This window comes from Pseudoalteromonas sp. Xi13, assembly GCF_003952205.1.
Taxonomy (GTDB): Bacteria; Pseudomonadota; Gammaproteobacteria; order Enterobacterales; family Alteromonadaceae; genus Pseudoalteromonas; species Pseudoalteromonas atlantica.
In genome coordinates, this window is the sequence record NZ_CP034439.1 from 3,308,570 (window position 1) to 3,330,963 (window position 22,394).

Annotated in this window: 19 protein-coding genes and 2 rRNA genes; 5 read left to right on the forward strand and 16 right to left on the reverse strand. The window is 42.8% G+C overall.

Going from position 1 to position 22,394, the window contains the following annotated elements:
* Nucleotides 1-190: 190 nt before the first annotated feature.
* The 13 genes from hflC to cutA all read right to left on the reverse strand — a co-directional run bounded on the left by hflC (nucleotide 191) and on the right by cutA (nucleotide 13,610).
* Entirely contained in the window at nucleotides 191-1,069 is an 879-nt protein-coding gene (gene hflC, locus EJ103_RS14890; RefSeq protein WP_004587662.1) for a protease modulator HflC, read from the reverse strand.
* 5 nt (nucleotides 1,070-1,074) lie between these two features.
* Complete coding sequence (gene hflK, locus EJ103_RS14895) at nucleotides 1,075-2,247, reverse strand: FtsH protease activity modulator HflK (RefSeq protein ID WP_004587663.1); 1,173 nt, start codon at nucleotides 2,245-2,247, stop codon at nucleotides 1,075-1,077.
* A gap of 100 nt (nucleotides 2,248-2,347) precedes the next feature.
* Complete coding sequence (hflX, locus tag EJ103_RS14900) at nucleotides 2,348-3,637, reverse strand: ribosome rescue GTPase HflX (RefSeq protein WP_024031472.1); 1,290 nt, start codon at nucleotides 3,635-3,637, stop codon at nucleotides 2,348-2,350.
* A 15-nt stretch (nucleotides 3,638-3,652) separates the two neighbouring features.
* Nucleotides 3,653-3,916 (reverse strand): RNA chaperone Hfq, encoded by a 264-nt coding sequence (gene hfq / locus EJ103_RS14905; protein ID WP_004587665.1) that lies wholly within the window; start codon nucleotides 3,914-3,916, stop codon nucleotides 3,653-3,655.
* Nucleotides 3,917-3,993: 77 nt separating this feature from the next.
* A complete protein-coding gene (miaA, locus tag EJ103_RS14910; protein WP_095206660.1) occupies nucleotides 3,994-4,911 on the reverse strand; it encodes a tRNA (adenosine(37)-N6)-dimethylallyltransferase MiaA in 918 nt (305 codons plus the stop codon).
* A 10-nt stretch (nucleotides 4,912-4,921) separates the two neighbouring features.
* A complete protein-coding gene (mutL, locus tag EJ103_RS14915; RefSeq protein ID WP_126008379.1) occupies nucleotides 4,922-6,784 on the reverse strand; it encodes a DNA mismatch repair endonuclease MutL in 1,863 nt (620 codons plus the stop codon).
* A gap of 34 nt (nucleotides 6,785-6,818) precedes the next feature.
* A complete protein-coding gene (locus EJ103_RS14920; RefSeq protein WP_004587668.1) occupies nucleotides 6,819-8,162 on the reverse strand; it encodes an N-acetylmuramoyl-L-alanine amidase in 1,344 nt (447 codons plus the stop codon).
* Nucleotides 8,163-8,332: 170 nt separating this feature from the next.
* Nucleotides 8,333-8,809 (reverse strand): tRNA (adenosine(37)-N6)-threonylcarbamoyltransferase complex ATPase subunit type 1 TsaE, encoded by a 477-nt coding sequence (tsaE, locus tag EJ103_RS14925; protein WP_004587669.1) that lies wholly within the window; start codon nucleotides 8,807-8,809, stop codon nucleotides 8,333-8,335.
* Between the two features lie 125 nt (nucleotides 8,810-8,934).
* The gene (gene accC, locus EJ103_RS14930; protein ID WP_024031477.1) at nucleotides 8,935-10,275 is read right to left on the reverse strand and encodes an acetyl-CoA carboxylase biotin carboxylase subunit; all 1,341 of its coding nucleotides are present in this window, start codon (nucleotides 10,273-10,275) and stop codon (nucleotides 8,935-8,937) included.
* A 25-nt stretch (nucleotides 10,276-10,300) separates the two neighbouring features.
* Nucleotides 10,301-10,762 carry an acetyl-CoA carboxylase biotin carboxyl carrier protein gene (accB, locus tag EJ103_RS14935; protein WP_004587671.1) on the reverse strand — a complete coding sequence of 154 codons (462 nt, stop codon included), beginning with the start codon at nucleotides 10,760-10,762 and terminating at the stop codon, nucleotides 10,301-10,303.
* 32 nt (nucleotides 10,763-10,794) lie between these two features.
* Nucleotides 10,795-11,247 (reverse strand): type II 3-dehydroquinate dehydratase, encoded by a 453-nt coding sequence (gene aroQ, locus EJ103_RS14940; RefSeq protein ID WP_024031479.1) that lies wholly within the window; start codon nucleotides 11,245-11,247, stop codon nucleotides 10,795-10,797.
* Between the two features lie 228 nt (nucleotides 11,248-11,475).
* Nucleotides 11,476-13,290 (reverse strand): protein-disulfide reductase DsbD, encoded by a 1,815-nt coding sequence (locus tag EJ103_RS14945; RefSeq protein WP_126008381.1) that lies wholly within the window; start codon nucleotides 13,288-13,290, stop codon nucleotides 11,476-11,478.
* Nucleotides 13,290-13,610 (reverse strand): divalent-cation tolerance protein CutA, encoded by a 321-nt coding sequence (gene cutA / locus EJ103_RS14950; protein ID WP_029772613.1) that lies wholly within the window; start codon nucleotides 13,608-13,610, stop codon nucleotides 13,290-13,292. The genes EJ103_RS14945 and cutA overlap by 1 nt, the downstream gene beginning before the upstream one ends.
* 188 nt (nucleotides 13,611-13,798) lie before the next feature.
* On the opposite strand from cutA, the gene EJ103_RS14955 reads away from it, so the two are divergent.
* The 5 genes from EJ103_RS14955 (at nucleotide 13,799) to EJ103_RS14975 (ending at nucleotide 17,390) form a co-directional block, all read left to right on the forward strand.
* A complete protein-coding gene (locus EJ103_RS14955) occupies nucleotides 13,799-14,275 on the forward strand; it encodes an FxsA family protein (RefSeq protein ID WP_126008383.1) in 477 nt (158 codons plus the stop codon).
* 109 nt (nucleotides 14,276-14,384) lie between these two features.
* Nucleotides 14,385-14,672, forward strand: a complete 288-nt coding sequence (locus EJ103_RS14960; RefSeq protein ID WP_004587676.1) for a co-chaperone GroES — start codon at nucleotides 14,385-14,387, stop codon at nucleotides 14,670-14,672.
* Between the two features lie 48 nt (nucleotides 14,673-14,720).
* Nucleotides 14,721-16,370: a chaperonin GroEL gene (gene groL / locus EJ103_RS14965; RefSeq protein ID WP_126008385.1), complete on the forward strand. Its 1,650-nt coding sequence runs from the start codon at nucleotides 14,721-14,723 to the stop codon at nucleotides 16,368-16,370.
* 217 nt (nucleotides 16,371-16,587) lie between these two features.
* Nucleotides 16,588-16,773: a hypothetical protein gene (locus EJ103_RS14970; RefSeq protein WP_164521643.1), complete on the forward strand. Its 186-nt coding sequence runs from the start codon at nucleotides 16,588-16,590 to the stop codon at nucleotides 16,771-16,773.
* A 224-nt stretch (nucleotides 16,774-16,997) separates the two neighbouring features.
* Nucleotides 16,998-17,390, forward strand: a complete 393-nt coding sequence (locus EJ103_RS14975) for a VOC family protein (RefSeq protein WP_004587679.1) — start codon at nucleotides 16,998-17,000, stop codon at nucleotides 17,388-17,390.
* A gap of 4 nt (nucleotides 17,391-17,394) precedes the next feature.
* Here EJ103_RS14975 and EJ103_RS14980 read toward each other — a convergent pair whose 3' ends face one another.
* From EJ103_RS14980 to EJ103_RS14990, 3 genes are all read right to left on the reverse strand, one after another.
* The gene (locus EJ103_RS14980; protein ID WP_126008389.1) at nucleotides 17,395-18,867 is read right to left on the reverse strand and encodes an NAD(P)H-hydrate dehydratase; all 1,473 of its coding nucleotides are present in this window, start codon (nucleotides 18,865-18,867) and stop codon (nucleotides 17,395-17,397) included.
* A gap of 386 nt (nucleotides 18,868-19,253) precedes the next feature.
* Nucleotides 19,254-19,368, reverse strand: a 5S ribosomal RNA gene (rrf, locus tag EJ103_RS14985).
* A gap of 139 nt (nucleotides 19,369-19,507) precedes the next feature.
* Nucleotides 19,508-22,394: ribosomal RNA gene (locus tag EJ103_RS14990) — 23S ribosomal RNA — on the reverse strand.

A 22,394-nucleotide genomic window follows, 5' to 3' on the forward strand; every position in this document is an offset into this window, starting at 1 on the left:
ACGAGATTTTACCAGAAAACGGAAGTAAAGATCACCCCTGTTCAGCTTATTTTTTCTGCGCGTATTTTTTAGGCCATCACACTTTTTAAATAACCACATATATAACAGTAATTTAAAGTTTTAAATTATACTTAACAAAAAGCCCCGCATAGGCGGGGCTTTATAACTTTTTAAATGATTAAGGCATCGCTTATTGCGCTGCAGCGCCTTTCATATATTTAAAGAAGTCACTATCTGGTGAAAGTACCATAACATCTTGTTTATCTTTAAAGGTCTTTTTATACGCCTCTAAAGAACGAACAAAACCAAAGAACTCTGGATCTTTGTTGTATGCTTTAGCATAAATAGCGGCAGCTTCTGCATCACCTTGACCACGTACTGAGCGCGCATTACGCTCTGCATCAGCAAGCATTACCGTTACACGGCGGTCAACATTAGCACGAATAGTTTCTGCTTTTTCTTGACCTTCCGAGCGGTGCTCTTTTGCAACAGCAGTACGCTCAGCGCGCATACGTTGGTATATAGAGCTACTCACTTCTTGTGGTAAGTTAATTTGCTTAACACGCACGTCAAGTACTTCAATACCTAACTCACGCGCACTTTCAGAAGCTTGTACTAACGCCTCTTCCATTAGCTCACTACGCTCACCCGATACAATCTCGCGAATAGTACGCGTACCAAAGTTAGTACGCAGACCATTATTAACTTTTTGCTTTAGTAGTGTTTCAGCGTATTGCTTATCACCACGAGCACGAAGGTAAAATGCGCTAAAGTCGTTTACGCGCCATTTAACAAACGAATCAACAATTAAGTCTTTTTTCTCGCTTGTTACAAAGCGGTCTGGCGTGCCATCTAGTGTTTGAATACGTGCATCAATACGACGTACTTGGCTAAAAAATGGTACTTTTAAGTGAAGGCCTGGGCTGTATACAACGGCTTTGTCTTCACTGTCTTTTTCAACTTTGCTAAATAGCAACACAATCGCTTTTTGCCCTTCAGGTACTACAAATACCGCAGAGAAAGACATAACAATGGCAGCTAATAGTATGACTAAACTAAAGTTTTTCATTACGCTTATCTCCCGTTATTGTTAAAGCGATCACTGTTAAAACGGTCATTACCGCTATTCACAGTGCTATTTCGTGATGTATTTACTTTATTGCGTAAATCTTGAATATCACTTGAACTTGGTAAAGCTACACGTGTTGCAGTGCCTTGCTTTTCCATAATTTTATCAAGTGGTAAGTACATCATGTTGTTACCGCCTTTAACATCAACAATGACTTTAGAACTGCTGCTAAGCACCTCTTCCATAGCATCAATGTATAAACGTTCGCGCGTTACTTCTTTAGCTGCTTGATACTCAGGTAATAGTTTTTCAAAACGAGCCACTTCACCTTGTGCTTCAAGTGTAATGCGTTCTTGATAACCTTCTGCTTCTTGCGTCATACGTGTTACTTGACCACGCGCGCGCGGTTCAATTTCACGTGCATACGCTTCTGCTTCACGGATGAAACGCTCTTCATCTTCTTGTGCGGCAATAGCGTCATCAAATGCATCTTTTACTTCAGTTGGTGGACGTGAATCTTTAAAGTTCACATCGGTCACAATTAAACCTAAGTTATACGGTTCGATGATTTTATTAAGCTCATCCCACGTATTTTGACGAACAACTTCACGGCCATTAGTCAGTACTTGGTCCATTTTTGCATGGCCAACAACGTAACGTAACGCGCTATCAAGCGCTTCTTCTAAGCTGTTATCAGCATTAGTTACGCTAAACTTGTAAAGGTACGGGTCAATAACACGGTATTGCACTTCAAACTCAACGCTTACTACGTTTTCATCTTCCGTTAGCATAAACCCTGATGCAGATAATGAACGCACAGCTTCAATATCTACTGGAATAACCGTTTCAATAAAGGTCATTTTCCAGCGTAAGCCTGGCTCTGCAATACGGTCATACTTACCAAATTGCAGTACCACACCACGTTCGGCTTCTTTAACCGTATAAATACCACTTAACGCCCACACAATTGCGGCGATAATGAGGATAAATGAAATACCGGCTCCGCCAAGTCCACCGCCACTATTATTGCCGGATTTTTTACCGCCAAATATGCCGCCTAACTTGTTGCTAAACTTACGGAACACCTCGTCTAAATCAGGTGGGCCTTGATCACGTCCGCCTTTATTGTTCCACGGATCTTTGTCATTGCCATTATTACCCGGTTCATTCCAGGCCATAGCTATACTCCATTGTTATCTAAATAAATTAGGAAATTGTGTTAAATCTATCAAATCTACCGCGTTTCTCATACAAAAACCGACATTTATATGCCAATTTTTAATCGCGATTGATAAAACCCTCAATTTCAGGACCAAACTCTTTAATTAATCGGTTCCATTCAACCATAGGCAAACGTACATCCAACAACCAGTTACCATGTTCATCAAAGCGCTCTTCATGGACTGCACTTAAGCTAAATAAAGACGCTCTTAAGCGGCCATATTGAGGGGCAAGTAATAACGTACCACTAAGCATTTTCTTAGCAAGCAGGTCACTTATTGCTTCACTAAGTAGCTCACACCCTTCGCCGGTTTGTGCAGATAACCATACTCTTATAGGCTGTCCTTGGTCATCCCGATCAATTCGTGGGCTTACATCATCAAGCGCATCAATTTTGTTATAAACCAATAATTGCGGTACTTCATCAGCTTCAATCTCTTTTAAAACCGACTGTACTTCCTCTATGTTTTCGCGTCTGCGCGGGTCTGCCACATCAATTACATGTAACTGTAGGTCGGCTTCACGCGTTTCTGTTAGTGTTGCTTTAAAGGCTGCCACTAAGTCATGTGGTAAGTGGCGAATAAATCCCACTGTATCGGCCAAAATAACCGAACCAACATCACCTATATCAAGTTTACGTAGTGTTGGGTCAAGCGTGGCAAAAAGCTGATCCGCTGCGTATACATCTGAGTCTGTTATACGGTTAAACAGGGTTGATTTACCTGCATTGGTATACCCTACAAGCGACACGGTAGGAATTTCGTTACGCGTACGCGCACGTCTACCCTGTTCACGTTGTACAGCCACTTTGGCTAATCGGGCACGAATATTTTTAATGCGCGCGCGCAATAAACGTCTATCGGTTTCAAGCTGTGTTTCGCCTGGGCCTCGTAAACCTATTCCCCCTTTTTGGCGCTCAAGGTGAGTCCACCCTCGGATTAATCGAGTAGACATATGCCTAAGCTGAGCAAGCTCTACTTGTAGCTTACCTTCGTGGGTACGGGCTCTTTGGGCAAAAATATCAAGAATAAGTGTTGTTCTATCAAGTACACGACATTGGCAAACGCGCTCTAAATTACGTTCTTGAGACGGACTTAATTGATGATTAAAGATGACAACATCTGCATTGTGGATTTTGACAATCTCAGCTATTTCTTCTGCTTTACCGGTACCGACGAATAGTTTCGGATGTGGTGCTTGGCGGCTGCCTTGCACAACCGCCAAACTACTAACACCAGCAGAAGATACCAACAACTCTAATTCATGAAGATCTTCACGATCGCCATCTTTAGGTAAGTCGATATGAACTAAGACTGCCTGTTCGCCGGATTCATAGCGGTCAAACAAGCATTACGCTCCTAATTAAATATTTCCTGGTTCTTGCTCTTCAGTGTCATCGCTCCCTTGAACACCTTGGAAGTTGACTGCACGAGCAGGTACAACTGTTGAAATTGCGTGTTTATACACCATTTGGTTTACAGTGTTTTCAAGTAAAATAACAAATTGGTCAAATGACTGAATTTTACCTTGTAATTTTATGCCATTTACCAAAAAGATTGATACTGGAATGCGCTCACGACGTAGTGCATTCAAAAATGGGTCTTGTAACGATTGGCCTTTTGCCATGTTATTGTTCCTTCGTTCTAGGTGTTATTATAATTTAAGTAGCTGAACTTATTTAATTAAATAATTCGCAACTACTACTAGCTTAGCGAACTTACTACGCGATGCAAGTTTTCTTCATCGTCTGTTGTTAACCAAGTAACATCAGGCCAACTCCGTAACCACGTTAGCTGACGTTTTGCCAGTTGACGCGTTGCAGCAATGCCGCGAAAAACCATCTCATCATGGTCTACTTCACCCGCAAGATAATCCCACATTTGTCTATAACCTACACAACGAATAGAAGGCATATTGGGGTGTAAATCCTTACGTAGATATAGGGTCGAAACTTCTTTTTCAAACCCCTGTTCTATCATTATTTTAAACCTTTTTTCAATTCGCTGATGTAATTCACTGCGATCATCAGGCGCAATCGCAAATTGATGAAAAGTATAAGGTAACGTTGGCTGCTTTTGCTTTTGCAATTCAGTCATTGTTTTACCACTAATACGGTAAACTTCCAAAGCTCGATTTATTCTTTGTGAATCATTTTCACTTATTTTGTCGGCCGCTTGCGGATCTACTTTAGCCAGCTCTTGATGTAAATGTGGCCAGCCAAATTGTTTTGCTTGCGATTCAAGCTCTGCTCTAACGACTGAGCAGGCTTCTGGCAGTGGCGATAATCCATCAATTAAAGATTTAAAGTACATCATGGTGCCACCCACTAATATTGGTACTTTACCTTGTTGATGGAATTCATCAATTTTTTTTATCGCATCACGTCTAAAATCGGCAACCGAATAGGTTTCGCTCGGATCGAGTAAATCAATTAAATGATGCGGAGCACGAGCAAGCTCTTCTGCATCGGGCTTTGCCGTACCTATGTCCATACCTTTATACACTAACGCTGAATCAACGCTGATTATTTCTGTATTTAAGTGCTCACACAGTGAAATTGCCAACGCCGTTTTACCAGCTGCGGTTGGGCCCATTAAAAATATGACCGGTAAATTGCTCAACACGGGTACCTTAATTTAATTGCGTTAAATAGTGTTCTAGGTCTATTTTAACTGCTTTTTCTTTTAAACGTTCAATTGTTTGCGGATTATTTTGTAAGCTAATTTTTAATTCAATAAATGCATTACTTTCATAAAAGCGTTCTGGTACACAACTAAGCTGCCATGTAAGCCACGCTTGTAACTCGTGGAGCTGTGTTTTACATGCGCCAAGCAAGCTTTCAACCGCAGCTGATACTTCAAGTAAATATAAACACGTGGGTAGCTTTTTAACCATCACAAACTGTTTTTCAATAACTAGCTCAAAGCCTAATAAAGTAAACCACGATTGCTGCTGAGCTATTAGTTCGCAGTCAGCTTTTTCAAGGTTAACCCTCACTGGTAGTAACAAGGCTTTACCCTCTAAATTACCCAGCTCTTTTATTTGTGCATGCCAGTAATCAACAAGTGCATGCTTATAGTGTGAACAAAATAACTGCTGCTGCTGAGTAAATACACACACGCCTTTATTTACATTTAATACCTGCACACTTTTTAATGCGTGTGCAGCGCTTTCATCAGTAACGGACTGCGTTGATACACTATGCTCAAAATGAGCGGCTTGTTGCTCACTCACCCCTTGATAAAATGCATTTACATCGTGATGATTTGCACCATGTTTTTGAGACGGTGAAGCATACCCCGTAGCGCCACCCCCTGACCCTGCGCGATTAGAGGAGGCACGACTAGTAAAACCACCGTTTTGTGAATCTATTGGCTGCAACTGTGACTTAGGGTAATCATACCCCTGCTGAACTGGCTGGTTATTAGCCGCATGACTTGGCTGCTCAATAAACGCCGAGGATTGGTAATTGTCTGTGTGCGCTTGATTAGTTGCAAATTCGCCTTGTAGAGGCACAACTACTTGCTTAATTGCCTGTAATATAAAGTCGTGCACTAACCGGCCTTGATGAAAACGCACCTCGTGCTTTGCAGGATGAACATTTACATCCACTTGCCTTGGGTCAATATCAATATAAATAACAAAACCTGGGAGTTCTTGCGCTCCACTTACCTCTTCAAACGCCTGACGAATACCATGTAAAATTAGCTTATCGCGCATCATGCGATTATTTACATATGTATATTGCGTGGTATTAGCTGATCCCACTGGCAATACCCAACCATGTAGCTGTAAACCACTTTCACCAGATTGAATATGCAATCCTTGCTCAGCAAAGGCTTTACCTGCAACTTGCGCAACCCGAGTAATCGCTTGATTTGGATCGGTTCTAGCACGGTACTGCCTAACTACCTTTTGGTTATGCGTCAGTGTAATCGACACATCAAAACGACTCAGTGCAATACGCTTTATAAGCTCATCAATGTGGCTAAATTCGGTTTTTTCGGTGCGTAAAAACTTGCGCCTTGCTGGGGTGTTAAAAAATAAATCTTTAACTTCTATCGTTGTGCCATCTGGGTGGGCTACCGGCTTTACTTGCACGTCCATATCGCGGCCCTGTGCAAACGCTTGCCACGCGGCATCTTGTGCTTTGGGCTTTGAGCTAAGCGTTAAACGCGATACCGAACTAATAGATGCAAGCGCTTCTCCTCTAAACCCTAAAGAACAAATGTTTTCTAAATCATCGAGTGATTTAAGTTTACTTGTTGCATGGCGCGAAAGCGCTAAAGTGAGCTCATTTTTACCAATACCTGAGCCATTATCACGAATACGAATAAGCTTGTGACCGCCCCGCTCTATGTCTATTTGCACACGCGTAGCGCCCGCATCTAAGCTGTTTTCTACTAATTCTTTAACCACTGAAGCCGGGCGTTCAACCACTTCACCTGCCGCTATTTGGTTAGCTAATCGTGCAGGTAATATTTCAATACTCATGAGGCCCCTAATACGTGTACAGATTTAATAAACATCAACTCTGCGGTATGTCCAGCTCTTGACCTATAAACAAGGTGTTTGAGCGTAGTTGATTAACTTGCTTTAATTTGGCTACCGATACGCCATAACGACTCGCTAATAGGCTTAGCGATTCACCCGGGCGAACTTTATGTTTAGTTGGGTACTGCGATTTAAGCTTTGCAAATAACGAATCATCAGGTGGGTTTTTTAAGTAATAATTTTTTATAGACGTAAACATCGCTTTAGCTAAGCGTTCCTGATGATTAGCGCTTTTTAACATGCGCTCTTCACGGGGGTTTGAAATAAAACCTGTCTCAACCAAAATTGAAGGAATATCTGGCGACTTTAATACGGCAAGACTTGCATGTTGTGGATCTTTTTTATGTAATTTAGCGACCTTTTTTAGCTCTTTTACTACTTCTTCGGCCACACTAAGCCCTGTTTTCATTGAGTGGTCCATAGACATATCGAGCAGCGCTTGCGCGAGGTATTTTTCGTTAGCAGCATCTTTAATTACATCGGCTGCACCACCTAAAAGCTCTGAGTGCTTTTCTTTATCTTCTATCCATTTACCAATCTCAGAATTAGCGCGACCAAGCGATAACACCCACACCGAAGCACCATTTGGCCCAGGACTGGTAAATGCATCAGCATGAATTGACACTAAAAAGTCGGCTTTTTTCTGGCGTGCTCGGTTGGTACGGGTATTAAGCTTAACAAAGTAGTCGCCACTTCTTACCATGCGCGAAATCATGCCACGTTCGCCGTCAATCATACGCTCTAAACGTTTAGCTATTTGTAGAGTAATGGTTTTTTCATACGTACCAGAGGGGCCAATAGAACCAGGGTCTTCTCCGCCATGGCCCGCATCAATTGCAATAACAATGTCTCGCTCTTGGCTTAACTGGCGCTTTTTAGCTGCTTTTTGGGCAGGTGTAGAGCTTACTGCAGGCTCACTTTTATTATATAAATCCACAACTAACCTGTTTTTGTACGGGCCAGTAGGTGCCAGCGCAAAAATAACCGGCTTAATAGGCGCGGTTAGCTCAAATACAAAACGTACACTTTGTTTATTTTTAGGCTTTGAATAGCGCAGCTTGCTTACAATTTTGTGTTTAGAAGGAATACTCGGTAATACTTTTAACCCTTTGGTGTTTTCAAGGTCGACCACTAAGCGACTCGGGTTTTTAAGCATAAAATAGCTGAAATCGGGCTTATCATCTAAATCAAATACCACCCGCGTGCTATCTGGCGAGGGCCATACGCGTACACTATTTATGGTATTTTTTGCCCACAACGGTAAGCTCACAGCGAAAACTATGAAACAAATAAAAAGTTTAACTACACCTCGATTCATTATAACTACCATTGCCTTAACTATTTATTATTATGAGAGCGGGCGCCTTGACCCGCTATTAGCTTATTAACCTAAACGTTGGATAGTAAATCTACCTTAAACTGCTATTTTGTACGCCAACTAAAAAGGTAACTTTGATGCTTTTATATTTCAATGTGTTAGTAAGTATATTAACTCGGGTTTAGGTTAGTTAGTTTTTCGACAATTGCTATTCCGCGCTCGCTGGCACTATTAATAACAATTTTGCGCTCATCGCCAACGTAACTTAAGGTAATGTCTAAATCGGGAACTGGTATAAATTCGCCCCCTTTTTCTGGCCACTCAACAATACAAATAGCCTGCTCAGAAAAGTAATCTCTTATACCCATGTACTCAAGCTCTTCAGGATCGCCTAACCGGTATAGGTCAAAATGATACACATTAGCACGTGTCAGTTCGTATGGCTCTACCAGCGTATAGGTTGGGCTTTTTACCTTACCAGTGTGGCCAAAGCCTTGCACTACACCACGCGTAAATGTTGTTTTACCTGCGCCTAAATCACCGTGTAAATAAATTACTGCACCTTGCTCTATAATAGCAGCCACTTTGTTACCCATTGCTACTGTGGCTATTTCATCATTTAGGTGAGCTTCAAAACTACGCGTCATTGTTACCTCAAAAATTTACTAAAAGCGCATCTTTGCTAATCATACCAGAATATTTCTTGAAGGCGATAAATTGGCGTTTTAGGCATAAAAAAACCGGCCTAAGCCGGTTTTAATTAACTGGGGCTTTATAGCCCTAGTTTTTTCTCAAGGTAGTGGATATTTGTACCACCACTTTGGAAGTTTTCGTCTGCAAGAATTTTCTTATGTAATGGCGTGTTTGTTTTGATGCCATCAATAACTAATTCGTTCAACGCATTACGAGCACGGGCAATAGCCACATCACGGTTTTCACCGTAAGTAATAAGCTTACCAATCATCGAATCGTAATGTGGGGGTACTGTATAGTCAGCATAAATATGGCTATCCCAACGAATACCTAAACCACCTGCAGGGTGGAAACGTGTAATTTTACCCGGCGACGGGATAAACGTTTCTGGGTCTTCTGCGTTAATACGACATTCAATTGCATGGCCGCGGATAACCACGTCATCTTGCGTGAAAGATAGCGGTTGCCCAGCAGCAATTTTTAGCTGCTCTTTAATTAAATCAACACCGCTTACCATTTCAGTCACTGGGTGCTCAACTTGAATACGGGTGTTCATTTCGATGAAGTAAAATTCGCCGTTTTCGTATAAAAACTCAAACGTACCTGCACCACGGTAACCAATTTCGATACATGCACGTGTACAGCGCTCACCAATAAATTTACGCACTTCTGCCGTTATACCTGGAGCAGGTGCTTCTTCAACTACTTTTTGGTGACGACGTTGCATAGAACAGTCACGCTCACCTAAGTGAACAGCATTACCTTGTCCATCAGCAAGTACCTGAATTTCAATATGGCGAGGGTTTTCAAGGAATTTTTCCATGTAAACCATGCTATTACCAAAAAACTGTTTCGCTTCTTGTTGAGTAAGTGCGATTGAATCAATTAATTCAGCTTCGCTACGTACTACACGCATACCACGGCCACCACCGCCACCAGCGGCTTTAATAATTACCGGGTAACCAATGCGCTTTGCAATTTGCATGTTGCGTTCTTTGTCATCCGATACCGGACCGTCAGAACCAGGTACACATGGTACACCAGCTTTGCGCATTGCATTGATTGCCGATACTTTATCGCCCATAAGACGAATAGTGTCGCCTTTTGGACCAATAAATACAAAGCCGCTTTGCTCAACTTGGTCAGCAAAATCTGCATTTTCTGAAAGAAAACCATATCCTGGGTGAATCGCTACAGCGTCTGTTACTTCAGCAGCCGCAATAATGCGCGGAATATCTAAGTAACTTTCAGTGGCTGGAGGTCTACCGATACAAATGGTTTCATCTGCAAGTAATACGTGCTTAAGATCGCGATCCGCCGTTGAATGCACAGCAACCGTTTTGATCCCAAGCTCTTTGCAGGCGCGCAATACGCGAAGTGCTATTTCACCTCGGTTTGCAATGACTACTTTATCTAACATAAGAGTTGGCCTTTAGGTTACTAAATTATTCAATGATGAATAGAGGTTGATCAAATTCTACTGGTTCGCCATTTTCAACTAAAATAGCTGTAACTGTACCCGCTTTATCTGACTCAATTTGGTTCATCATTTTCATTGCTTCAACGATACATAAAGTATCACCTACTTTAACTTGAGAACCTACTTCTACGTATGCTGGCGCTTCTGGAGAAGCTGCTGAGTAAAATGAACCAACCATAGGTGATTTAACTTGATGGCCTGCAGGCGCTGCTGGTGTAGCATCGGCTTCAACGGCTGGCGCAGCTTGTGCTGGTGCCGCAGGTGCTGGAGCAGCAAATTGCTGTGGTGCGTACTGAGCGTAAGCAGGACCTGCGCTCATGTTGTTACGGTTAATACGTACTGATTCTTCACCTTCAGTGATTTCTAGCTCAGCAATACCTGATTCTTCTACTAATTCGATTAGCTTTTTGATCTTGCGAATATCCATGAACGACCCGCCTATAAGTTTGTTAGTTTAAATTAATTCGAGTTTTGCAACCGGCTCACGGCAGCGTTCAATGCTGCGTGGTAACCCATTGCACCTAATCCACATACCACACCTTGCGCCACATCAGAAAAATACGAATGATGACGAAATGCTTCACGTGCATGCACATTACTTAAGTGCACCTCAAAAAAAGGAATATCAACGCTTAACAATGCATCACGTAAAGCGACGCTAGTATGCGTAAATGCAGCAGGATTAATAATTATGTAATCAACTGCCTGCCAAGCATCGTGTATTCTTTCAATAAGGGCTTGCTCACTATTACTTTGAAAATGCGTAAGCTGAACATCAAGACCCTCTGCGGCAGTCGTTAGTTCGCTCATAATTTCACCAAGAGTGTGCAAACCGTACTTTTCTGGCTCACGCTTTCCTAGCATGTTTAAATTTGGACCATTTATAACTAAAAGTTTAAATTTTGCAGCCATAATACGCGATATATCCTCTAAGTAATGAGTTAAGCCGTTGCGAGCTAATTTTGTACACTAAAGTAAGTATAAAAAACAAAAATTGCAACAAATTCTCACGTTAGCCAACTATTATAGTCAGTTCGATGTAAATAGCAGCAAAATACTGGTCTAATCTCTGGAGGAGTAATAAATATGACGTAATTGAAGGCAAGCCACTTGGTAAGCCCAAGCGGCTAAATTGCACTATTATTGTGCGCTGGCGCGCACTGCAGCTAGGTGGGTGGCAAAATCATCGGCGTTTAAAAATCCTGTAACGCGCTCTGAACTTAGCTCTTGCCCTTGTGTGTTAAAAAACAAAATACTGGGTAAACCAAACACAGTGAACTCTTCCATTAGCTCAATGGTGGTGTCATCACTTTGCGTTAAATCGATTTGAATTAACTGATAGTGACTAAACTCGCTCTGTACTTTGGCATCTGGAAATGTGTAATGCTCAAACTCTTTACATGCCACACACCAATCGGCGTATAAATCAACCATCACCAGTTTGCCTTGCTGATTAGCTTCAGCAACAGCGTCTTTTAGCTCGGTTAAATTAGCCACTTGTTTAAACTCATTACTTTGCTGACTAACCTGCTCAACCTGTTGCTGCGGCCAAATAACGTTTTTAGCTAATGTAAAACCAGTAAGTACTAAAAATGTAGCACTAAACCAAAGCGCTGTTTTAAGCTTGCTTTGTGGCTGAGCACTCTGCCAATAGTGTAAATAAATAGCCGTTGCCAGTGCTAAAATACCCGCCATAAGTAAAATAATGTCGGCGCTTATTATTCGCTCCAACAAAATAAGTGGCACAACAAGCATAATAAAACCAAATAACGTTTTAACTTGCTCCATCCAACCGCCTGCTTTAGGAAGCAATTTGCCACCAGACGTACCGAGTAATAAAAGCGGTAGGCCCATTCCTAAACTTAATACATACAGGGTTAAACCACCGACAAGGTAGTCACCACTTTGCGCTACAAATAATAGCGCAGCAGACAACGGAGCTGTGGTACAAGGTGATGCAATTAAGCCCGACAATACCCCCATTAAAAACACACCTAGGTAATTGCCGCCTTTTTGGTTATTACTGACTTGCGTTAGCTTGCTCATCATGGCGCTGGGTAACTTAATTTCGTACCAGCCAAACATCGACATTGCGAGCAGTACAAACAGTAAACTAAAACTAATAAGTACATAAGGGTGTTGTAAATACCCTTGCACTTGCCCGCCTAAGGCCGCCACTACCAACCCTAATGCAGCATAAGTAAGCGCCATACCTTGTATATATACAAACGACAACGCAAACGCTTTTTTAGTAGACAGGTTTTGCTGCCCTGCAATTAAACTCGATAAAATAGGAAACATAGGGAACACACACGGTGTAAACGCAAGCCCCACCCCAACAGCAAAAAATATGAGTAAATTGGTTACTAAACTTTGACTTGCTAATCGCTCTGTAAAACTTAAATCTTGAGTGGTTGTATTACTTTGGCTACGGGTTGAGTCTACAGAAGGAGTTAATGCGTTTAATGTATCAGCGGCATCAGCAGATGAGTTATTACCTTGCGCTTGCTCTGAGGCAATAACGCTTAAAGGAATACTAATAACCTCAGGCGGATAACACAGTCCAGCTTTGGCACAGCCCTGATAGCGCACCTTTACAACAGCCCCCTCTGTAACATTACTGAGCTTACTTATAACACTCACACTACTGAAAAAAACTTCGGTTTTGCCAAAAAACTCGTCTTCAATTATTTCGCCAGTACCGGCATCGCCTACCTTTATGTTGGCGCCTTTGGCGATAATTTCTATTTTCTTTTTATAAAGGTAATAATCAGGGGCTATATCCCACCCCACAAATAAAGTGCTACCTTGCTGATCAAAATCAAATACAAACGCTTGGTCTACGGGTAAAAAGGTTTGCTGTGGCGGGGCAAGTAAATCACCTAGCACATTATTGGTGTTTGCCTTTGCCGGAAGCGCCAGCAAGCTAACCAATAATAAAAAGAAAAACCGCATTAATTTAATACCTCATCCATCCAATGAAAATAAGCCAAATTACCAGTGGCCACATCAACCACTTGAATTTCGGGTACTTCGTAACTGTGTAAACTTTTGATGGTTTCAAAAACATCATTCATTTTTTCTGATTTTGTTTTAATCAGTAGCTTTGCTTCTATCTCTTGGGCAACATCGCCTTCCCACATATAAACTGAGGTCATATTTGGTAAAATATTTACACACGCCGCTAATTTTTGCGCTACAAGTGCTTTTGCTAAAGTGCGTGCTTCAGCCTCATCTTTGCACGTGGTAAATATCAATTTAAATTGCGTAGTCATAATTAACCTTTACTAATTTATAGGGAACTAATGCAATAGTATCTGATAGCTAGTGTAATGTGTAGGCGATGAATAATTGTAGATATTAAGCAATTATTAATCACTTTAAGCTCAACCTTGAAAATAGACCCCTTCACCCTCACTTATATTTCATCCACTCTTTTGAGTGCCATTATTTAGAGAGCCCTATGTTTAGATTTTTATTTGTGTTGTTTATTATCATTCCTATCATCGAAATTGCGCTGCTAATACAGGTTAGCGATGTAATTGGTGGTTTTGCGACTATAGCCCTAGTGATTGTTACGGCTATTTTGGGCGCCAGAATGGTTAAACAACAAGGTATGGGTGCATTACAAAATGCACAAAGCCAAATGGCCCAAGGACAAATGCCAGCTAAAGAATTATTTACCGGTATTTGCGTGATCATTGCGGGTGTTTTATTGCTAACCCCAGGCATTATGACCGATGTATTCGGCCTACTATTATTAACCCCCTCAATACGTAATAAACTTGCTGCAGGCCTTGCAAGTCAAGCGACGGTACGCATGAGCACAGGTGCACCACAAGGCTCTTCAGCCTTTACACAACACCCACATTCGCAGCAAGAACAACAGCATGTAAATAAACCAACTACCATTGATGGCGAATATGAGAGAAAAGATTAAAAATTTATCGATTTTTCTCTTGGAATTTTACACTCTACCCCCATTAATGAATGCAAATTAGAAAAGCTTTTTTCTGTACTGTTCAGAAACTGTTAGGAGAACTAAAAAAATGAACATTCGTCCTTTACAAGATCGCGTAATCGTTAAGCGTCTAGAAGAAGAAACCAAGTCTGCTGGCGGTATTGTATTAACTGGCTCTGCAGCTGAAAAATCAACTCGCGGAGAAGTTATTGCTGTTGGCAATGGTCGCGTTCTAGATAACGGTGACGTTAGAGCTTTAGAAGTAAAAGCCGGTGACACTGTGTTATTTGGCTCATATGTTGAAAAAACTGAAAAGATCGAAGGTCAAGAGTACCTGATCATGCGTGAAGACAACATTTTAGGCATTGTAGGCTAACCCTACTTTTCGTTTAACAAACATTTAAGAATTTAGAGGAAATTAAAGATGGCAGCAAAAGAAGTACTTTTTGCAGGTGACGCACGCGGTAAAATGCTAACAGGCGTAAATATCCTAGCAAACGCAGTAAAAGTGACCTTAGGTCCTAAAGGCCGTAACGTAGTACTAGATAAATCATTTGGCTCTCCAGTGATCACTAAAGATGGTGTATCTGTAGCAAAAGAAATCGAACTTGAAGACAAGTTTGAAAACATGGGTGCACAAATGGTGAAAGAAGTTGCATCTAAAGCAAATGATGCAGCGGGTGACGGTACTACTACCGCAACTGTACTTGCGCAATCTATTGTTAATGAAGGCCTTAAAGCGGTTGCTGCGGGTATGAACCCAATGGATCTTAAGCGCGGTATTGATAAAGCAATTATCGCTGCAGTAGAAGAGCTTAAAGCGCTATCTGTACCATGTGCTGATACTAAAGCTATTGCACAAGTAGGTACCATTTCAGCTAACTCTGATAAAGAAATTGGCGACATCATTGCACAAGCAATGGAAAAAGTAGGCCGTAACACAGGTGTTATTACTGTAGAAGAAGGTCAATCACTAGAGAACGAACTAGATGTTGTAGAAGGCATGCAGTTTGACCGTGGTTACCTATCTCCGTACTTTATCAATAACGCTGAAAAAGGCGCTGTTGAGCTAGACAACCCGTTCATTCTACTTGTAGATAAAAAAGTATCTAACATTCGTGAGCTACTACCTACATTAGAAGCCGTTGCTAAAGCAAGCAAGCCACTATTAATCATTGCTGAAGACTTAGAAGGCGAAGCACTTGCAACGCTTGTAGTTAACAACATGCGCGGTATTGTTAAAGTATCAGCAGTTAAAGCCCCTGGTTTTGGCGACCGTCGTAAAGCAATGCTACAAGATATCGCGGTACTAACTGGCGGTACTGTTATCTCTGAAGAAATTGGTTTAGAGCTTGAAAAAGCAACTATCGAAGACCTAGGTACTGCTAAGCGTGTTGTAATCACTAAAGATGATACAACTATCATTGATGGTGCGGGTGAAGAAGATGGCATTAACGGCCGTGTTGCTCAAATTAAAGCACAGATTGAAGAAGCAACGTCTGACTACGATAAAGAAAAACTACAAGAGCGTATGGCTAAACTTGCCGGCGGTGTTGCAGTAATTAAAGTAGGCGCAGCGACTGAAATTGAAATGAAAGAGAAAAAAGACCGTGTTGAAGATGCATTACATGCAACTCGTGCAGCGGTTGAAGAAGGCGTGGTACCTGGTGGTGGTGTTGCTCTAGTACGTACTGCTAGCAAGCTAGTTGAGCTACTTGGCGACAACGAAGACCAAAACCACGGTATTAAAGTTGCACTTCGTGCGATGGAAGCACCACTTCGTCAAATCGTAACAAATGCAGGCGACGAAGCGTCAGTAGTAATAAACGCTGTTAAAGGTGGCGAAGGTAACTACGGTTACAATGCAGCCTCTGGCGAATACAACGACATGCTTGAAATGGGTATCCTAGATCCAACTAAAGTAACGCGCTCTGCACTACAATTTGCAGGTTCGATTGCAGGTCTAATGATCACTACCGAAGCAATGGTTGCTGAAATCCCTAAAGAAGAAGCTGCTGGTGCCCCTGATATGGGTGGCATGGGCGGAATGGGTGGTATGGGCGGCATGATGTGATCATCCTCCTTTAAGCACCTTGCTTATATAAAACCCAGCTTCGGCTGGGTTTTTGCTTTTTAATACAAGCCTATTGTTATTGCTTAATTTATCTCCAAATCTATACCATGAGTTATTGGATTAAAGGTAAAAGGATTTGCTTAATAATAATGAAATAATCATCTTCTTTATTTTGGTATCACTTATAACAGGGTTAGTGGTATTTATTGCTTGGATTATGCTTAAGCTCGTTATATGGGGTAAGAGCATGTCTAAAGGAGCGTATTTATTTTTAGCATTTTTTCCACTAATTTCACTTATGCCTATTCCACCCCCTACTTATGAAAATGTTCAAAAGGCCAAGCAAGAGCAGCGTAAACGCAAAGAAGACTCAGGTGACGACCCTACGAATGAAGATGACTAAGCCAGTTTAGCTGCGTAAATTAGAACACTTTTTAAGGACGCTTTAAGCATGCTATAGGGTTTAAAATAGAGTGAATCCTTTTACTGCTAGCGATAGATGCGAAGCAAATGTATAACGTATATCTCCCCTTAAAATAAGCTTTAATAAACATTTACCTATACTATTCAACCCTGTATTGATATGTGAAAATACACAAACATAAGACAACTTTAGGTTTTTAAGTTATGCCAAAGCAGCATATAGGTAGTATTGCTCTTGTTGTAAAAGACTATGACGAAGCAATCGCATTTTATACAAAAAAATTAAGCTTTGAATTAGTGGAAGATACGGATTTAGGTGATGGAAAACGCTGGGTGTTAATAACCCCACCCAACTCAAACGGCACACATATATTACTTGCACAAGCCACAGAGCCAGAGCAGTTTAACGCTGTTGGCAATCAAGCAGGTGGCCGTGTATGGCTATTTTTAAACACTGACAACTTTTGGCGCGACTACGAAAGCATGCTAGAAAATGGCGTAGTATTTCATGAGCAGCCTCGTAATGAGCCTTACGGTACGGTGGCCGTATTTGAAGATCTCTATGGTAACAAATGGGATCTTATTCAACAGAGCTAAATACTTAGTTGATTAACGACCTGACTATTTGAAATAAATCCGAGGGTAGCATGCCGCGCTGCCCTTGCTCTTCAGCCGCAACCTCACCTGCTCGAGCATGAAGAGTTACCCCATATCGCGCTGCTTCATCGATACTAAGCCCTTGAGCAAGCAATGCACCAATAATACCTGTAAGTACGTCGCCACTCCCTCCCACGGCAAGTGCTGCGTTACCATTTTCACACACCCAAGTACTTTTGCCGTTATCAATTAAAGACCCAGCGCCTTTTAATATGCAAGTAGCATTATACCGTTTTGCGCATAGTCGCACGCTTCCAAACCTATTTGACTCTATTTCAGAGGTATTTTTGCTAATGAGCCGAGCTGCCTCACCAGGATGCGGAGTAAGGACACATTGAGCCAACGTATAAGCACTTGCATTTTCAGCTAATAAATTAAGTGCATCAGCATCAAGTACAAGCGGCGTATTGTGCTCTTGGCAATAGTGCATTACAGTGCAAAACGTTTTTTTAGCCCATTCATCCTGCCCAAGTCCAGGGCCAAGTACAACACAACTTGCCCACTCTAAAGCCTGTTCAAGGTTTTCACTCATGACCATTAACTCTGCCCTACCTATGCTTATTGGCATAATAGAACTTTGGTGCGTATAAACCTTTACCATCCCCGCGCCTGCTCGTAGCGCAGCTTCACTACTGAGCCTAATTGCTCCCGCAGTACCTTGGTTGCCCCCTACGCATAATAACTTGCCATGATTGCCCTTATGGCTATTTACAGCCCGAGAGCCCAAGCGTTTAAAGCTGTCTATATTTATCAAGTGAGCACAAGGTGAAGCGAGTTGACTAAAAGTATCTTCAATTGCTAATTCATCGAGAATCAACTCACCGGCATGCTGTTTACCTGTCCCTGTAGAAAGGCCCTGTTTAATCGCAATAAAAGTAAGTGTTTTTGTTGCCTGAATAGCTGCGCCTAATACTTCACCTGTATTTGCATCAATCCCTGAGGGAACATCAATACTTAAAACAGGCTTTTCGCTTTGGTTGATGGCGGTAATAATCTCACAATAATTTTCGCGAACAGGTGAATTAAGCCCAGTACCTAGTAACCCATCAATCACACAGTCGCAGCAATCTAAATCACTCTTTGCAAACTCGTTAACTATGCCACCATTATCAAGCCATAATTGCTTCGCTTTAGCAGCGTCACCACTGAGTGTTTTAGCAGGGTCTATAGCGCAAACTTTAACCTCTGCACCAGAGTCCTTAATTAAACGCGCGGCTATGTAAGCATCACCCGCATTATTGCCATTACCTGCAATAATTAAAGTAAGCTTAGCGTTAAAAGACTGCCACTGCTTGTATACGGACTCTCCCGCTCGCTGCATTAAAGTAAATAAATCTATTCCACATTGCTTAGCCGCCTCAACCTCATAGGAGCGAACCTGGTCTTCTGTGTAAATATGCCTTTGTTTATTTAACATAGAAACTCGCCATAAATAAGTGTGTAGATGCTCTATAACTATAGCTTGGGATAAAAGAGCACTTTTCAATAGCAGATTTAGCATGCTAAACAGCTGAAGGCTTTAATACAAAGAGTGTGAGTTCTGTGGTGGGCTTTTTCCGCGGGTTTCGTGATACTCAACCCACGCTACGGTAGTGGTGGAGACTTTGTGAGTAATATCTGGTAATCCCACTCATGAAATAAGAACACTATAATTATAATCGATGTTTTTTATCGTCGGGAGTCGCTATGCTCGCGCGACCTACATTCTAGAAGTAGATGAGTGTACATTAATTGTCCGCATTTCACTTTTCTTCAGACGTAAAAAAGCCCGGCTCTTTCGAGTCGGGCTTTCTTGTATTTGGAGCCTGGCAATGTCCTACTTTCACATAGCAAATGCTACACTATCATCGGCGCTGTTTCGTTTCACTACTGAGTTCGGCATGGGGTCAGGTGGGTCCAAAACGCTATGGTTACCAAGCAAATTAGGGTGTCAGTCCGTTTTCACGTACCAACTAAATTTGGAAAACTCTGATAATATTTTTTAAGTCTAAGTATCTATCTACTTTAGCTATTAACTTCTGTCGCTTGTTTCTGTCACAAAACGCGTTTGGCGTTGTATGGTTAAGCCTCACGGGTAATTAGTACAAGTTAGCTTAATGGCTCACACCACTTCCACATCTTGCCTATCAACGTTGTAGTCTTCAACGGCCCTTCAGAGACTTTAAAAGTCTAGTGAGAAATCATCTCGAGGCCTGCTTCGCGCTTAGATGCTTTCAGCGCTTATCAGTTCCGAACGTAGCTACCGGGCAATGCCATTGGCATGACAACCCGAACACCAGCGGTTCGTTCACTCCGGTCCTCTCGTACTAGGAGCAACCCCTCTCAATTCTCAAACGCCCACGGCAGATAGGGACCGAACTGTCTCACGACGTTCTAAACCCAGCTCGCGTACCACTTTAAATGGCGAACAGCCATACCCTTGGGACCGACTTCAGCCCCAGGATGTGATGAGCCGACATCGAGGTGCCAAACACCGCCGTCGATATGAACTCTTGGGCGGTATCAGCCTGTTATCCCCGGAGTACCTTTTATCCGTTGAGCGATGGCCCTTCCATTCAGAACCACCGGATCACTATGACCTACTTTCGTACCTGCTCGACGTGTCTGTCTCGCAGTTAAGCTGGCTTCTACCATTACACTAACCGTACGATGTCCGACCGTACTTAGCCAACCTTCGTGCTCCTCCGTTACTCTTTGGGAGGAGACCGCCCCAGTCAAACTACCCACCAGGCACTGTCCGTAACCCCGATTCAGGGGCCAACGTTAGAACATCAAAACTACAAGGGTGGTATTTCAAGGACGACTCCACAACAACTAGCGTCGCTGCTTCAAAGTCTCCCACCTATCCTACACATGTAGGTTCAATGTTCAGTGCCAAGCTGTAGTAAAGGTTCACGGGGTCTTTCCGTCTAGCCGCGGGTACACAGCATCTTCACTGCGATTTCAATTTCACTGAGTCTCGGGTGGAGACAGCGTGGCCATGGTTACACCATTCGTGCAGGTCGGAACTTACCCGACAAGGAATTTCGCTACCTTAGGACCGTTATAGTTACGGCCGCCGTTTACCGGGGCTTCGATCAAGAGCTTCGTCCGAAAACTAACCCCATCAATTAACCTTCCGGCACCGGGCAGGTGTCACACCGTATACGTCATCTTGCGATTTTGCACAGTGCTGTGTTTTTAATAAACAGTCCCAGCCACCTGGTCACTGCGGCTCCCGTCCGCTTAGAGAGCAAGTCTCATCACAGATAGGAGCGTACCTTCTCCCGAAGTTACGGTACGATTTTGCCTAGTTCCTTCACCCGAGTTCTCTCAAGCGCCTTAGTATTCTCTACCTGACCACCTGTGTCGGTTTGGGGTACGATTCGGTATAATCTGAAGCTTAGAGGCTTTTCCTGGAAGTATGGCATCAGCAACTTCACACCCTTGGGTGCTCGTCTCGTGTCTCAGCCTAACAGCAACCCGGATTTACCTAAGTCGCTAGCCTACTCACTTTCACATGGACAACCATCGCCATGCTTGCTTAGCCTTCTCCGTCCCCCCATCGCAATTATACCAAGTACGGAAATATTAATCCGTTTCCCATCGACTACGCCTTTCGGCCTCGCCTTAGGGGTCGACTTACCCTACCCTGATTAACATGGGATAGGAACCCTTGGTCTTCCGGCGTGCGGGTTTTTCACCCGCATTATCGTTACTCATGTCAGCATTCGCACTTCTGATACGTCCAGCATACCTCCCGGTACACCTTCAACCGCTTACAGAACGCTCCCCTACCACTCATCCTAAGATGAATCCGCAGCTTCGGTGCATAGTTTAGCCCCGTTACATCTTCCGCGCAGACCGACTCGACCAGTGAGCTATTACGCTTTCTTTAAAGGATGGCTGCTTCTAAGCCAACCTCCTGGCTGTCTGGGCCTTTCCACATCGTTTCCCACTTAACTATGACTTTGGGACCTTAGCTGGCGGTCTGGGTTGTTTCCCTCTTCACGACGGACGTTAGCACCCGCCGTGTGTCTCCCGGATATTACTTTACGGTATTCGGAGTTTGCAAAGGGTTGGTAAGTCGGGATGACCCCCTAGCCTTAACAGTGCTCTACCCCCGTAAGTATTCGTCCGAGGCTCTACCTAAATAGATTTCGGGGAGAACCAGCTATCTCCCGGTTTGATTAGCCTTTCACTCCTAGCCACAGGTCATCCCCTAACTTTTCAACGTTAGTGGGTTCGGTCCTCCAGTTGATGTTACTCAACCTTCAACCTGCCCATGGCTAGATCACCGGGTTTCGGGTCTATACCTTGCAACTATTCGCCCAGTTAAGACTCGGTTTCCCTACGGCTACCCTAAACGGTTAACCTCGCTACAAAATATAAGTCGCTGACCCATTATACAAAAGGTACGCAGTCACCTAACAAGTAGGCTCCTACTGCTTGTACGTACACGGTTTCAGGTTCTATTTCACTCCCCTCACAGGGGTTCTTTTCGCCTTTCCCTCACGGTACTGGTTCACTATCGGTCAGTTGGGAGTATTTAGCCTTAGATGATGGTCCACCTATATTCAGTCAAAGTTTCACGTGCTCCGACCTACTCGATTTCACTTAAAATGTCTTTTCATGTACGGGACTATCACCCTGTATCGTGGCACTTTCCAGAGCCTTCCATTAACACATAATAAGCTTAAGGGCTGTTCCGATTTCGCTCGCCGCTACTATCGGAATCTCGGTTGATTTCTTTTCCTACGGGTACTTAGATGTTTCAGTTCTCCGCGTTCGCCTCGTTAACCTATGTATTCAGTTAACGATACCTGCAAGCAGGTGGGTTTCCCCATTCGGAAATCCTAGTCTCAAGCGCTTTTTACTAGCTTGACTAGGCTTATCGCAAGTTAATACGTCCTTCATCGCCTCCAACTGCCAAGGCATCCACCGTGTACGCTTAGTCACTTAACC

Coding starts and splice junctions, on each gene's coding strand:
- hflC (WP_004587662.1), bottom strand. CDS start 1,069: ATGAAAAACTTTAGTTTAGTCATACTATTAGCTGCCATTGTTATGTCT.
- hflK (WP_004587663.1), bottom strand. CDS start 2,247: ATGGCCTGGAATGAACCGGGTAATAATGGCAATGACAAAGATCCGTGG.
- hfq (WP_004587665.1), bottom strand. CDS start 3,916: ATGGCAAAAGGCCAATCGTTACAAGACCCATTTTTGAATGCACTACGT.
- mutL (WP_126008379.1), bottom strand. CDS start 6,784: ATGAGTATTGAAATATTACCTGCACGATTAGCTAACCAAATAGCGGCA.
- EJ103_RS14920 (WP_004587668.1), bottom strand. CDS start 8,162: ATGAATCGAGGTGTAGTTAAACTTTTTATTTGTTTCATAGTTTTCGCT.
- tsaE (WP_004587669.1), bottom strand. CDS start 8,809: ATGACGCGTAGTTTTGAAGCTCACCTAAATGATGAAATAGCCACAGTA.
- accC (WP_024031477.1), bottom strand. CDS start 10,275: ATGTTAGATAAAGTAGTCATTGCAAACCGAGGTGAAATAGCACTTCGC.
- accB (WP_004587671.1), bottom strand. CDS start 10,762: ATGGATATTCGCAAGATCAAAAAGCTAATCGAATTAGTAGAAGAATCA.
- aroQ (WP_024031479.1), bottom strand. CDS start 11,247: ATGGCTGCAAAATTTAAACTTTTAGTTATAAATGGTCCAAATTTAAAC.
- EJ103_RS14945 (WP_126008381.1), bottom strand. CDS start 13,290: ATGCGGTTTTTCTTTTTATTATTGGTTAGCTTGCTGGCGCTTCCGGCA.
- cutA (WP_029772613.1), bottom strand. CDS start 13,610: ATGACTACGCAATTTAAATTGATATTTACCACGTGCAAAGATGAGGCT.
- EJ103_RS14955 (WP_126008383.1), top strand. CDS start 13,799: ATGTTTAGATTTTTATTTGTGTTGTTTATTATCATTCCTATCATCGAA.
- EJ103_RS14960 (WP_004587676.1), top strand. CDS start 14,385: ATGAACATTCGTCCTTTACAAGATCGCGTAATCGTTAAGCGTCTAGAA.
- groL (WP_126008385.1), top strand. CDS start 14,721: ATGGCAGCAAAAGAAGTACTTTTTGCAGGTGACGCACGCGGTAAAATG.
- EJ103_RS14970 (WP_164521643.1), top strand. CDS start 16,588: ATGCTTAAGCTCGTTATATGGGGTAAGAGCATGTCTAAAGGAGCGTAT.
- EJ103_RS14975 (WP_004587679.1), top strand. CDS start 16,998: ATGCCAAAGCAGCATATAGGTAGTATTGCTCTTGTTGTAAAAGACTAT.
- EJ103_RS14980 (WP_126008389.1), bottom strand. CDS start 18,867: ATGTTAAATAAACAAAGGCATATTTACACAGAAGACCAGGTTCGCTCC.